Here is an 11,740-nt window from a genome sequence, read left to right on the forward strand (position 1 = left end):
CGGACCGCGCCTCACTCGGCGCGGACCCACGTTTGCGTGCGGCCGAAGATCGGGGAGCCGACGTAGCCGCGCACCTCCAGCTTCTTGCCGCCTTCGATCGGGGTCAGACGCACCTTGTACGTCTTGCCATTGGCCGGGTCGAGGATAGTTCCCCCTTCCCACCGGTTGCTGTCAGCCTCTTCGCTCTTCTTGACGCCACGGATCAACTGCAGGCCGACGAGCGGCTTGCCCTTGCGATCGTCGGTGCACTTGTCGCACACCCTGGTCTCGGCGTCAGGCGTGTCGATCAGCTTCTCGAGCCGGGCGGTGATGACACCGTCCGCCTCGGCGATTCGCACGAACGACTTTTCCTTCTTGGTGGAATCGTCGATCGTCTTCCACAGGCCCACGGGCGTCGGCTGGGCCGACGCCGCGAGGGCAACGAGAGAGGCCGCGAGGCCGCACAGCACACGTTTCATCGGATGGCTCCTTCAAGCACCGGGGAACGGGAGGTTCTTGCCACTCAGAACCAGGACTCTTCCATTTCCACGAGCGTCGGCAGGCCGGCGCGCGCGGTGCGGATCAGCGATGCCGTCTCGGGCAGCAGCTTGGCGAAGTAGAAGCGGGCCGTGGCCAGCTTGGCCTTGTAGAACGGATCGCCGCTGGACTCCTTCTCGAGCGCCACCTTGGCCATGCGAGCCCAGAAGTAGCCGAACACGAGGTGGCCCACGACGCGCAGGTAGTCGACAGCAGCCGCGCCCACCTCGTCCTGGTTCCCGAAAGCCTTCATGCCGACTTCGGTCGTCAGCTTGACGACCTTCTCGCCCAGGTCGGCCAGCGGGTTGATGAACTCCTGCATGGCTTCGTTCGTGCCTTCGGCCTCGACGAACTCCTGCACCATCTTGCCGAACTTGCGCAGCTTGGCGCCGTTGTCGGCCAGCACCTTGCGGCCCAGCAGGTCGAGCGACTGGATGGTGTTCGTGCCTTCGTAGATCATGTTGATCCGGGCATCACGCACGTACTGCTCCATGCCCCACTCGGCGATGTAGCCGTGGCCACCGAACACCTGCATGCAGTGCGAGGTGGAGATCCAGGCGTTGTCGGTGATGAAGGCCTTGATGATCGGCGTGATCAGCGCGACCATCTCGGCCGATTCCTTGCGCACGTCGGCGTCGTCGGAGGAAAGTTCCTTGTCGAGCTGCAGCGAGGTCCACATGCCGAGAGCGCGGCCGCCTTCGGCGTAGGCGCGGGCGGTGAGCAGCATCTTGCGCACGTCCGGGTGCACGATGATCGGGTCAGCGGCCTTCTCGGGCGCCTTCGGGCCCGACAGCGAGCGCATTTGCAGGCGATCCTTCGCGTAGGCGACGGCGTTCTGGTACGCCACTTCGGTGAGGCCGAGCGACTGCATGCCGACGCCCAGGCGGGCGGCGTTCATCATGACGAACATCGCGTTCAGGCCCTTGTGCGGCTGGCCCACCAGCGTGCCATTGGCGTTCTCCAGCACCAGCTGGGCCGTGGCGTTGCCATGGATGCCCATCTTGTGCTCGAGGCCGGCGCAGAAGATGCCGTTGCGCGAACCGATGCTGCCGTCGGCGTTCACGTTGAACTTGGGCACGACGAAGAGCGAGATGCCCTTGGAGCCGGCGGGTGCGTCAGGCAGGCGGGCCAGCACCAGGTGGATGATGTTCTCGGCGAGGTCGTGCTCGCCGGCCGAGATGAAGATCTTGGCGCCGGTGATCTTGTAGGTGCCGTCAGCTTGCGGCTCGGCCTTGGTGCGCAGCAGGCCGAGGTCCGTGCCGCAGTGGGGCTCGGTCAGGCACATCGTGCCCGTCCACTCGCCGCTCGTGAGCTTCGGGAGGTAGGTCTTCTTCTGCTCGTCGGTGCCGTGGGCGTGCAGGGCCTCGTACGCGCCGTGAGACAGGCCGGGGTACATGGTCCAGGCCTGGTTGGCCGAGTTCATCATCTCGTACATGCACTGGTTGACCAGGTGCGGCAGGCCCTGGCCGCCGTAGGCCGGGTCGCAGCTCAGCGCAGGCCAGCCACCTTCGACGTAGGTCTTGTAGGCTTCCTTGAAGCCCTTGGGCGCCGTGACCTCGTGCGTGTCCTTGTTGAGCGTGCAGCCTTCCTGGTCGCCCGACTGGTTGATCGGGAAGATCACTTGCGAGGCGAACTTGCCGCCTTCCTCGATCACCGCGTTGATGGTGTCGGCGTCGATGTCAGCGTAAGGCGGCAGCGTCTTGAGTTCATCGGTCACGTTCAGCACTTCGTGCATCACGAACTGCATGTCGCGCAGGGGCGGGGTGTACTGGGCCATCATGAACTCCTAGCAGGAAAGTGAGAGGAAAACGAGAGATCAGCCGCGCGCCTTGCGGGCAGGCTGGGGAGGGGAAGTGGTGAGCGCCAGGCCTTCGGGCGTGGCGTAGTAGCTGACGACGCGCTCGAACGAGCGGCGTGCCCGGTCCAGCGCACCGGGAATGCGCAGGAAGCGGGCGTCGTGGTGCAGGGCGAGGATGAGGCCGTGGACCTCGAAGATCATCTGCTGGCCGTCGGTGTCGGCCCGCAGGTGCCCTTCGGAGATGGCGAGGCCGATGGCCTTGCCGAGTGCGGCCTGCCACGAGGCGACCATCTCGACGAGGGCATCGCGCACCGGCCCGGGGCGATCATCGAACTCGACCGCGCCGCTGATGTAGATGCAGCCGGAATCCAGTTCGACGGACACGCGCTTCACCCAGCGCTCGAACAGCGCGCGCAGACGGGGCAAGCCCCGCTGCACCGGCATCGCCGGGTGGAAGACCTCTTCCTCGAACTTGGTGTGGTACTCGCGGATCACGGAGATCTGCAGCTCCTCGCGCGATCCGAAGTGCGCGAAGACGCCGGACTTGCTCATGCCGGTGACGTCGGCGAGGGCGCCGATGGACAGACCTTCGAGTCCCATGTGGGCAGCCAGGCTCAGCGCGGCGTCGAGGATGACGGCGCGGGTCTGCTGGCCTTTCTGCTGGCCGCGCGGAACGGGCTTGGTGAGCTCTCGAGCAACGCGGGGCGTGATGGGGGTGGGGTCGGTCACAGGGCGGGAAAGAAACGAACGATCGTTCTATTTTGCAGAAAATCCGCCGCCGTGTCTGCAGGGAGACAGTTTTTTTTTGCGGGATGCGCACAAAAACCCATCCTCGCTTGGACACGCCGCCATATCGCCAGGGTTAACCCGGAGGCCAAGCAGCCGCCTTCCATCGCTTCTGCTTGCCTTCCTTCGATGAGCCCGTGATGACAAGCCGGGGATCGTGGCAAAACAGTCGACAACTCCGTGCTGCGGTGCTGCAACCGGCCGGATTGGATTACGCTCGCAACAAGGAGATCATCCCGTGGAAGTGCTGCAACTCGATGTGTCGGGCCGACCGCAGTCCTGGATCTCGGCCAAGGAAGCGGCGGTGTTGTACGCCAGCGATGGCATCGCCTGGACGTTGGGAGACGCGTTCTACGTGCTGCGCGGCGGCATGCAGCGCGTGACGGGTCTGCAGTCACGCATCGAGGTGCATCCGATCGTCGCGGTGCGCGGCGCGGTGCCCAGCCGCGCCTGGCGGCAGTCCCCTGCCCTGTCGAACCCCAAGCTCTTCGCACGCGACCGTCATGTGTGCGCCTACTGCGGCGGCCACTTCCACACGGACGACCTCACGCGGGAGCACATCGTCCCCACCTCCCGCGGCGGCGAGGACAGCTGGATGAACTGCATCACGGCCTGCCGCAACTGCAATGGCCGCAAGGGCAACCGCATGCCGGAGGAGGCGCGCATGTCCTTGCTGTACCTGCCGTATGTGCCCAGCCTGCACGAGGACATGATCCTTCGCGGGCGGCGCATCCTCGTCGACCAGATGGAGTTCCTGCTGGCGAGCGTGCCCAGGAGCAGCCGGCTTCGGGCTTGAAGCGCTCGCCTCAGGCCACCGGGGCGCTCGGCGCCCCGGCTGTCTTCATCCCCGAAGGCGGCGCATCAACCCGGCGGTTGAACCGTCCAGACCCTCCGTCTGGCCCGACGTCAGGCGAGGCAGCAGGTCGTTGCACAAGGCCTTGCCCAGTTCCACGCCCCACTGGTCGAAGCTGTTGATGCCCCAGATCGCGCCGCTCACGAACACGCGGTGCTCGTACATCGCCACGAGCGCACCCAGCGTGTGCGGGTTGAGGTGATCCAGCAGCAGGCTGGTACTCGGGCGGTTGCCCGGGAAGCTGCGGTGGCGCGAGAGCGTCCCGGCATCCAGCTCAGCCGACGCCGTAGGGGCCTTCTCGCCGGCAGCCTGCGCCGCCGTCTTGCCCAGCATCAGCGCCTGGCTCTGCGCCAGCCCGTTGGCCAGCAGCTTGTCGTGCAGGTCGCTCAACCCGTGGGTCGGATGCTTGACGAGGATGAACTCGACCGGAATCACGTCCGTCCCCTGGTGCAGCATCTGGAAGTAGGCGTGCTGGCCGTTCGTTCCCGGCTCGCCCCAGACCACAGGGCTCGTGCCGAATGGCAAGGCCTCGCCGTTTGCATCGACCGACTTGCCGTTGCTTTCCATTTCCAGCTGCTGGAGGTACGCCGGCAGGCGGCGCAGGCCCTGGTGGTACGGCGCCACGCTGCGGCTGCCGAAGCCGTGGAAGTTGCGATACCAGACGTCGAGCAGGCCGAGCACCATGGGCAGGTTTCGCGCGACCGGCGTCTCGGCGAAATGCCGGTCCATGGCGTGGGCGCCAGCCAGCAGTTGCCGGAAGTTGTCGCCACCGATCGCGATGGCGATGGGCAGACCGATCGAGGACCACAACGAATACCGCCCGCCCACCCAGTCCCAGAAGCCGAAGGTGGTGGTGATGCCGAACGCCGCGGCGGCTTGCACATTGGTCGTGGTCGCGACGAAGTGCCGGGCCACATCGGTGCCGCCATTCGCCTCGAACCAGGCGCGTGCCACCTGGGCGTTGGCCATGGTCTCCTGGGTGGTGAAGGTCTTGCTCGCGATGACGAACAAGGTCTCCGCCGGCTTGAGCCGACGGAGCACGGGCGTGATGTCATGCCCGTCGACGTTGGAGACGAAATGGAAGGTGATGCCGGGGTGCGCGAAGGCATCGAGCGCCGGGATCACCATCTGCGGGCCGAGATCACTGCCGCCGATGCCGATGTTCACCACATGCCGGATGCCGCTGGCCGCAGTGTCGCGGACCTGTTCGGCAAAGCCGAGCATCGCGTCCAGCACGCGGTGCACCTCGTCGCTGTGAGGCCCCTTGTCGCGAGGCGCGCGCAACGCGGTGTGCAGCACCGCCCGGCCTTCGGTGGTGTTGATCGGGTCGCCGCGCAGCATGGCGTCGCGTCGCCCTTCCACGTCGCACTCGCGCGCCAGGTCGGCGAGGAAGTGCAGCGTCGCGGTATCGATGCGGTTCTTCGAAAGGTCAGCGAAGATGCCCGGCGCCTCGAATGCCAGCGATTCGAACCGCCCCGGGTCGCGCGCGAACGCTTCGCGGATGTCGAACTCGCGGCCGTGGGCCTCGTAGTGTCCGGCCAGGGCGGCCCAGGCTTCGGTGCGGTCGCAACGGGTGCTCATCAGGCGAGGCCCTCGATCATCTTGTCGAGCTTGCCGGCGTCGGCGGCGAAGGCGCGGATGCCCTCGGCGAGCTTTTCGGTGGCCATGGCGTCCTCGTTGAGCGCGAAGCGAAAGCTCGGCTCGTTGAAGGTGGCCGCATGGATCGGCGCATTGCGCGCGGTCTCGGGGTCGAGCACGCGCGGCAAGGGCTCCTCGGATGCCTGCAGGCGGGCGAGCAGGTCCGGGCTGATGGTGAGCAGATCGCAACCGGCCAGCGCCTGGATCTGCCCGAGGTTGCGGAAGCTCGCACCCATCACCTCGGTGGCGATGTCGAACTTCTTGTAGTAGGTGTAGATCTGGGTCACCGACTTGACACCCGGATCATTGGCGCCGGACTGGGCCGCTTCATCCCATTGGCTACCGGCCGACTTCTTGTACCAGTCGTAGATGCGGCCCACGAATGGCGAGATCAGGCGGACACCCGCTTCGCCGCAGGCGACGGCCTGGCAGAAGGAGAACAGCAAGGTCAGGTTGCAGTGGATGCCCTCATGCTCGAGGATGCGGGCGGCCTGGATGCCCTCCCAGGTGGAGGCGATCTTGATGAGCACGCGGTCGCGCCCGATGCCGCGGGCCTCGTACAGCCCCATGATGCGACGCGCCCGCGCGACGGTGGCGGCGCAGTCGAAGCTGAGGCGCGCATCGACCTCGGTGGACACGCGGCCCGGCACCACCTTGAGGATCTCCATGCCGAAGCGCACCAGCACTTCGTCGAGCACTTCGTCGAGCCGCGCGCCCCGATGGGCCGCCACTGTTTCGGTCAGCAGCGGTGCGTAGTCCGCATGCTGGACGGCCTTCAGGATCAAGGAGGGGTTCGTCGTGGCATCGCGCGGGGCGAAGGCAGCCAGCTCCTTGAAGTTGCCGGTGTCGGCCACGACGACGGTGGATTGCTTGAGTTGCTCGAGTTGATTCATGAAATGCGGGGCTCCGACGGATGGCCGGGCATTGCAGCCGGGCGCGTTGACGACTCAGGATACTTCGCCCCTGCAGCTTTCCGGGGCAACACCTGAGTGTATCGGTGGCTTTGTGCGTCGGCCGCTCCAAAGGGCCCTGCCTGCCGGCAGGACCACCGGGAACCGCGAAAGCGAAGAGGCTGACCGCCTGGCTTCACGCCACCCGAAGCGCAGTCGATGGCGCGACGAGGCGGTCCTCGAGGGTTCACGGTGGGCCGGGCGTACACGCGACGCCGACCTGTGAGTGGCGACGGGACGCACCCTGCGAGGGAAGGTCCGCCGGTGTGTCCCGGCGGCGGGAATTCAGGCGGACACGACCGTGTCCGTCGGGGCGTCCTCGCCCACCGGCAGCAGCAGCGAGTCAACCCCGTAAAGCCGCGCGAGTTGCGACAGCTTCTGAGGCGCCTGCCGAACGACGAATCCCTTGCCCCACGCCTTGGCGAGCCGCTGGCATTCCAGCAGCACCGCCAGGGCACTGGAGTCGAATCGCTGCAGACCCGAAGCGTCGACCACGACCAGCGTCTCACCAGGCGCCTTCGACTCCTGCTGCAGTGCCTGCCCGAGCATGCGCTGCGTGTCCCGCGCCTCGGCGCTGGTGATGGTGGCCGGAAGGATCAGCATGTGATGCGGCTCAGCTGCGATTCGCAGCCGACTTGTTCAGGTCTTCGAGCATCTTGATGACGCCGTCGATGCCGCTCTGGCTGACCACGGGCTTGAACTGGCCCTGGTAGGTCGTGACGAGCCACAGACCCGAAACGTTCACGTCCCAGATCTTCCAGCTGTCACCTGCCTTTTCCAGCCGGTAGTCGAGCTGGATCGGCTGGCCCTTGCCGCGGATCTCGCTGCGCACGAGCACGTTCGATTCGTCGGAGACGTCGCGCACCGGGCGCACCTCCACCGTCTGGTCCTGGACCTGCGACAACGCGCCGGCGTAGGTGCGGAGCAACAAGGTGCGGAATTCCTCCTGAACCTTCTTCTTCTGCTCAGGGGTGGCCTTGTTCCACTGCGGGCCGATGGTCTTCGACGTCATGCGCACGAAGTTCACGTGCGGCAGCACCTTGGACTCGACGAGCGCCGAGATGCGAGCCAGGTCGCCCGACTGGATGGACTTGTCGGCCTTCGCGGCATCGAGCACTTCACCGGAGACCTGGCGAACCAGGGCGTCAGGTGTTTGCTGGGCTTGAGCGGCGCCCGCGATGGCCACGAAGCCAACGGCGGCGACCCACGACATCAGATGTTTCATTCGCATTCGAGTTCCTTTCAATGACCGGCCGGGATGCCGGGTTGGATGCACCACGGCCGGAAGAGTTCGGCCGGTGTGCCGGCACCAGAGGACAACGCACCGGCCCGTGGACCGGTTGTCCTGATCAAGCGGCTGATTGTGCGGGGCCGGACGCCGGCATGCCCGGCGTAGGGGCGGAAGCCGGGGCATCGACGGCGGGCGCAGAGGCTCCAGGCGCCGCTGCGGGTGCGGAAGCCGGTGCAGCCGCGGGTGTCGGGCTCACACCGGAAGCGGGCTCGGCCGCGGGCTCGGGGTCGGCTTCGAAGGCCTCGTCCTCCGATTCCGGCGCGTTGCCGTCATGAACGAGGCTGCGCCGGCGCTGGAGGAAGGCGTCGCGCACGAAGGAATAGCGGTCCAGCGCCATGTCGTCCAGCATGCGGCCGGTTGTCAGCAGGTTCGCCCGCTCATTGAGCAGGCCGAGAAAGACGATGCTGTACTGGGTCGAGGTGTCGCTGAAGGCGAGCGCCGGGCCCACGAAGCGGTCGACCGGCAAGGCCAGGGAGTCGCGCACGGTCGAAGGGCCCAGCAGGGGCCAGACGATATAGGGCCCAGGCCCCATGCCCCAGCGCCCCAGGGTCTGGCCGAAGTCCTCGCGCTGACTGTCGATGCCGAGTTCGGTCGCCACGTCGAAGAGCCCGCCGATGCCGAACAGGGTGTTCGTGCCAACGCGGACGAAGTCCTGCGCACCGTTGGCCAGCTTGCCCTGCAGCAGGTTGTTCACTGCGGACCAGGCATCGGCGAAGTTGCCGTAGAAATTCGTCACGCCCGTGCGCACCGGTTGCGGCACGATGTTGGCGTAGACCTCCGCCACCGGGCGGATCACGGCCGTGTCGACGGCATCGTTGAACGCGTAGACCTTGCGGTTCCAGTTTTCCCAGGGGTCGGCTTCCGGGTTCGGTGGCGACTTGTACATGCCCAGCATGGAGGCCGTCGTGGCGCACCCGCTGCCGAGCGCCAGCACGACGGAGGCCAGGCCGGTGGCAAGAAGACGCTTCACTTCTTGGCTCCCGGGGCCGCTGCCGGGGCGGCCGGTTCGGCCGCCTTGCTGTACAGGAACTGGCTGATCAGGTTCTCGAGCACGACCGCATCCTGGGTCTGCTTGATGGTGTCGTTGGCCACCAGCACCTTCTCGTCCACGCCCGGTTCCAGGCCGATGTACTGCTCGCCGAGGAGTCCGGCGGTGAGGATCTTGGCGATGCTGTCCTTGGGAAACTCGAACTGCCGTTCCAGTTGCAGTTGCACGCGCGCTTGGTAGGTCTTGGTGTCGAAGGTGATCGACTCCACCCGGCCGATGACGACGCCTGCGCTCTTGACCGCCGCACTCGGCTTGAGCCCGCCGATGTTGTCGAACTTGGCCGTAACGGCATAGGTTTCGCCGAAGCTCAAGCTGAGCAGGTTGCCTGCGCGCAGGGCCAGGAACAGGATGGCCGCCGCACCGATGATCACGAACAAGCCAACCCACACGTCATGACGAGATTTTTGCACCGTCATTCTCCTCAAATCGAAAACATCATGGCCGTCAGCACGAAGTCGAGTGCCAACACCGAAAGTGACGCCATCACCACGGTGCGGGTCGTGGCCTGAGCGACGCCCTCCGGAGTGGGCTTGCAGGCATAGCCCTGCAGCAACGCGATGAAAGTCACGGTGAAACCGAAGACCACGCTCTTGATGACACCGTTGCCCACGTCTTTCCAGACGTCGACACCGCCTTGCATCTGGGACCAGAACGCTCCCGGGTCGATGCCGATCAGGCCCACGGCGACCAGCCAGCCCCCGAGGATACCGACCGCACTGAAGACGGCGGCCAGCAGTGGCATGGCGACCACGCCACCCCAGAAACGGGGCCCGAGGACGCGCCGCACCGGGTCGACCGCCATCATTTCCATGGCGACCAGCTGCTCACCCGCCTTCATCAGGCCGATCTCGGCCGTGAGCGAGGTGCCAGCGCGCCCGGCGAACAGCAGCGCCGTGACCACCGGACCGAGCTCCCGGACCAGGGACAGGGCCACCAGCAGGCCGACGGCTTCGGCGGACCCGTAGCGTTGCAAGGTGTAGTAGCCCTGCAGGGCCAGCACGAAGCCGACGAACAGCCCCGAGACGGAGATGATCGAGAGTGAGCGGTTGCCGACGAAGAACACCTGCTCCGACACCAGGCGCGGACGTCCGAACGTGGGGCCTGCCAGTCCGACCAGGCGGAAGAACAGCCGGGTGGCCTCGCCGATGTCGGCCAGCTTGCCGCGCACGGCGAGACCGACGGCTGCGGGGTTGAGCCAGTTCATTGCGCGGGCCCTCCAACGCCGAAGTCCTCGGCCAACGGCACCGCAGGGTAGTGGAATCGCACCGGGCCGTCGGGCAGCCCACCGACGAACTGTTGCACCAGCGGATCCTCGCTGTGGCGCATGTCGTCGGGCGTACCCTGGGCAACGACGCGTCCGTTGGCGATGAAGACCACGTGGTCGGCGATGAGGAAGGTCTCGTCCACGTCGTGCGACACGACGATGCTCGTCACGCCGAGCGCGCTGTTGAGCTCACGGATGAGGGTGGCGGCCACGCTCATGGAAATCGGGTCGAGGCCGGCGAAGGGCTCGTCGTACATGATCAGGTCGGGGTCGAGCGCGATGGCCCGGGCGAGCGCCACCCGGCGCGCCATGCCGCCCGACACCTGGGAGGGCAGCAGGTCGCGTGCCCCGCGCAGGCCGACGGCATTGAGCTTCATGAGCACGAGGTCGCGCACCATGCTTTCGCTCAGGTTGGTGTGCTCGCGCAGCGGAAAGGCCACGTTGTCGAACACCGACAGGTCGGTGAACAAGGCGCCGAACTGGAACAGCATGCCCATGCGACGGCGCACGGCATAGAGGCCGTCGGTGTCGAGCGACGCCAGGTCGACGCCGTCGAACAGCACCTGGCCCCGCATGGGGGCCAGCAGCCGCCCGACGAGCCGCAGCACGGTCGTCTTGCCGCCACCGGACGTGCCCATCAACGCCACCACCTTGCCGCGCGGCACGGTCAGGTTGACGTTCTCGAGCACGACCTTCTCGCCGTACCCGCAGGTGACGTCCCGCAGTTCGATCAGCGGCTCGGAGGGGATGACAACGGGGTCGACGGGGGCTGGACTCATTCGCCTGATAGGGGAGCGCGGGCGGATGAATTGTCCGCAAGCGGCCGATGATAGGGCATCTGGCGAGGCAGGGTTTGCACGGGTTCTTGCTGCAAGGTAAACGCCGGTGACGGACTTCACTCGGGTGTTGTATCGCCGCGATCGAACTGGACTTCGATGCGGATCAGGGAGCGTACGGGACGGCCGTCGACTTCGCCTGGGGTAAACCTCGCCGCCAGGAATGCGCGGCGGGCGGCGCCCTCCAGAGGGGCGGGCAGCCCGGGCGGCTCCACCCGAATGCGCTGCACCCGGCCCGTCTCGTCAATGAACAGCGCGAGCACAGCGGTATAGCGGCCCTGCTCGTCCTCTTCGAACATCGGGTACGTGAGCACGACGGCGTCCCGGGGCGCGGGCCCGCGGGTGAGCTGGCCCCGCCGCAGATAGGGCGTCTCGTCGAAAGCGTCGTCGGCAGGCTGGGAGCCCGCTGGCGACGCTCCCGACGACGCGGAAACGGAGGCGGCGCCCGCCGGGTTCAAGGCGGCGGCGGGCGGCGATATCGACGGGTCGGCCGCTTTCTCCCGAGCCAAGCCGGGTGCCGGCGGCGGGTCGAGGGGCATGCGGTTGTCCTCGGAGGCGGATTCGCTCAGAGGGGATGCATCGAACTCGGCCGGCGAAGCGGGTTCCGCTGGCGCTTCGGTGGCTGTGCCGAGAGTCGCGTCCGGCGCCGGACGCGGGGAAGGCTCGCCGGCTACCCTGTCTGCTGGCGATTCTGGGAGCGACGCCTCCGCCATTCCGGCTTGCTCCGGGGCAGGCACGGGCGTGGGCGCTTCGACCGTAC

At 66.8% G+C, this 11,740-nt stretch carries 13 protein-coding genes; 1 reads left to right on the forward strand and 12 read right to left on the reverse strand.

The window, feature by feature from the left end:
- Window positions 1-11: 11 nt before the first annotated feature.
- The 3 genes from ACSQ2F_RS15590 to ACSQ2F_RS15600 are packed head-to-tail and all read right to left on the reverse strand — an operon-like array spanning window position 12 to window position 3,043.
- Window positions 12-458 carry a DUF2147 domain-containing protein gene (locus tag ACSQ2F_RS15590; protein WP_436024392.1) on the reverse strand — a complete coding sequence of 149 codons (447 nt, stop codon included), beginning with the start codon at window positions 456-458 and terminating at the stop codon, window positions 12-14.
- A 44-nt stretch (window positions 459-502) separates the two neighbouring features.
- Window positions 503-2,293: an acyl-CoA dehydrogenase C-terminal domain-containing protein gene (locus tag ACSQ2F_RS15595; protein WP_436024394.1), complete on the reverse strand. Its 1,791-nt coding sequence runs from the start codon at window positions 2,291-2,293 to the stop codon at window positions 503-505.
- A gap of 39 nt (window positions 2,294-2,332) precedes the next feature.
- Window positions 2,333-3,043, reverse strand: a complete 711-nt coding sequence (locus ACSQ2F_RS15600) for a TetR/AcrR family transcriptional regulator (RefSeq protein WP_436024396.1) — start codon at window positions 3,041-3,043, stop codon at window positions 2,333-2,335.
- Between the two features lie 295 nt (window positions 3,044-3,338).
- On the opposite strand from ACSQ2F_RS15600, the gene ACSQ2F_RS15605 reads away from it, so the two are divergent.
- Window positions 3,339-3,896 (forward strand): HNH endonuclease, encoded by a 558-nt coding sequence (locus tag ACSQ2F_RS15605; RefSeq protein ID WP_436024398.1) that lies wholly within the window; start codon window positions 3,339-3,341, stop codon window positions 3,894-3,896.
- Between the two features lie 45 nt (window positions 3,897-3,941).
- Here the strand turns inward: ACSQ2F_RS15605 and pgi are convergent, their stop codons facing one another.
- From pgi to ACSQ2F_RS15650, 9 genes are all read right to left on the reverse strand, one after another.
- Window positions 3,942-5,534: a glucose-6-phosphate isomerase gene (gene pgi / locus ACSQ2F_RS15610; protein WP_436024400.1), complete on the reverse strand. Its 1,593-nt coding sequence runs from the start codon at window positions 5,532-5,534 to the stop codon at window positions 3,942-3,944.
- Window positions 5,534-6,484, reverse strand: a complete 951-nt coding sequence (gene tal, locus ACSQ2F_RS15615) for a transaldolase (RefSeq protein WP_436024402.1) — start codon at window positions 6,482-6,484, stop codon at window positions 5,534-5,536. Before tal ends, pgi begins: the two co-directional genes overlap by 1 nt.
- 342 nt (window positions 6,485-6,826) lie before the next feature.
- Window positions 6,827-7,144, reverse strand: coding sequence for an STAS domain-containing protein (locus tag ACSQ2F_RS15620; protein ID WP_436024404.1), 318 nt, complete (start codon window positions 7,142-7,144; stop codon window positions 6,827-6,829).
- A 10-nt stretch (window positions 7,145-7,154) separates the two neighbouring features.
- Entirely contained in the window at window positions 7,155-7,766 is a 612-nt protein-coding gene (locus tag ACSQ2F_RS15625; RefSeq protein WP_436024406.1) for an MlaC/ttg2D family ABC transporter substrate-binding protein, read from the reverse strand.
- A gap of 124 nt (window positions 7,767-7,890) precedes the next feature.
- Complete coding sequence (locus tag ACSQ2F_RS15630; protein WP_436024408.1) at window positions 7,891-8,802, reverse strand: MlaA family lipoprotein; 912 nt, start codon at window positions 8,800-8,802, stop codon at window positions 7,891-7,893.
- Window positions 8,799-9,290, reverse strand: coding sequence for an outer membrane lipid asymmetry maintenance protein MlaD (mlaD, locus tag ACSQ2F_RS15635; protein ID WP_436024410.1), 492 nt, complete (start codon window positions 9,288-9,290; stop codon window positions 8,799-8,801). The genes ACSQ2F_RS15630 and mlaD overlap by 4 nt, the downstream gene beginning before the upstream one ends.
- 11 nt (window positions 9,291-9,301) lie before the next feature.
- Window positions 9,302-10,084 carry a lipid asymmetry maintenance ABC transporter permease subunit MlaE gene (mlaE, locus tag ACSQ2F_RS15640; RefSeq protein WP_436024412.1) on the reverse strand — a complete coding sequence of 261 codons (783 nt, stop codon included), beginning with the start codon at window positions 10,082-10,084 and terminating at the stop codon, window positions 9,302-9,304.
- Window positions 10,081-10,923, reverse strand: a complete 843-nt coding sequence (locus tag ACSQ2F_RS15645) for an ABC transporter ATP-binding protein (protein ID WP_436024414.1) — start codon at window positions 10,921-10,923, stop codon at window positions 10,081-10,083. The genes mlaE and ACSQ2F_RS15645 overlap by 4 nt, the downstream gene beginning before the upstream one ends.
- A gap of 116 nt (window positions 10,924-11,039) precedes the next feature.
- Window positions 11,040-11,519 carry a hypothetical protein gene (locus tag ACSQ2F_RS15650; RefSeq protein ID WP_436024416.1) on the reverse strand — a complete coding sequence of 160 codons (480 nt, stop codon included), beginning with the start codon at window positions 11,517-11,519 and terminating at the stop codon, window positions 11,040-11,042.
- Window positions 11,520-11,740: the final 221 nt, after the last annotated feature.

Origin of the sequence: Rhizobacter sp. LjRoot28 (genome assembly GCF_964253025.1) — a bacterium.
Lineage (GTDB): Bacteria > Pseudomonadota > Gammaproteobacteria > Burkholderiales > Burkholderiaceae_C > Rhizobacter.

What these genes read in the sequence shown, in the direction of transcription:
- ACSQ2F_RS15625 (WP_436024406.1), bottom strand. Translation starts at nt 7,766, where the DNA reads ATGAAACATCTGATGTCGTGGGTCGCCGCCGTTGGCTTCGTGGCCATC.
- ACSQ2F_RS15645 (WP_436024414.1), bottom strand. Translation starts at nt 10,923, where the DNA reads ATGAGTCCAGCCCCCGTCGACCCCGTTGTCATCCCCTCCGAGCCGCTG.
- ACSQ2F_RS15595 (WP_436024394.1), bottom strand. Translation starts at nt 2,293, where the DNA reads ATGGCCCAGTACACCCCGCCCCTGCGCGACATGCAGTTCGTGATGCAC.
- pgi (WP_436024400.1), bottom strand. Translation starts at nt 5,534, where the DNA reads ATGAGCACCCGTTGCGACCGCACCGAAGCCTGGGCCGCCCTGGCCGGA.
- tal (WP_436024402.1), bottom strand. Translation starts at nt 6,484, where the DNA reads ATGAATCAACTCGAGCAACTCAAGCAATCCACCGTCGTCGTGGCCGAC.
- ACSQ2F_RS15650 (WP_436024416.1), bottom strand. Translation starts at nt 11,519, where the DNA reads ATGCCCCTCGACCCGCCGCCGGCACCCGGCTTGGCTCGGGAGAAAGCG.
- ACSQ2F_RS15590 (WP_436024392.1), bottom strand. Translation starts at nt 458, where the DNA reads ATGAAACGTGTGCTGTGCGGCCTCGCGGCCTCTCTCGTTGCCCTCGCG.
- mlaE (WP_436024412.1), bottom strand. Translation starts at nt 10,084, where the DNA reads ATGAACTGGCTCAACCCCGCAGCCGTCGGTCTCGCCGTGCGCGGCAAG.
- ACSQ2F_RS15620 (WP_436024404.1), bottom strand. Translation starts at nt 7,144, where the DNA reads ATGCTGATCCTTCCGGCCACCATCACCAGCGCCGAGGCGCGGGACACG.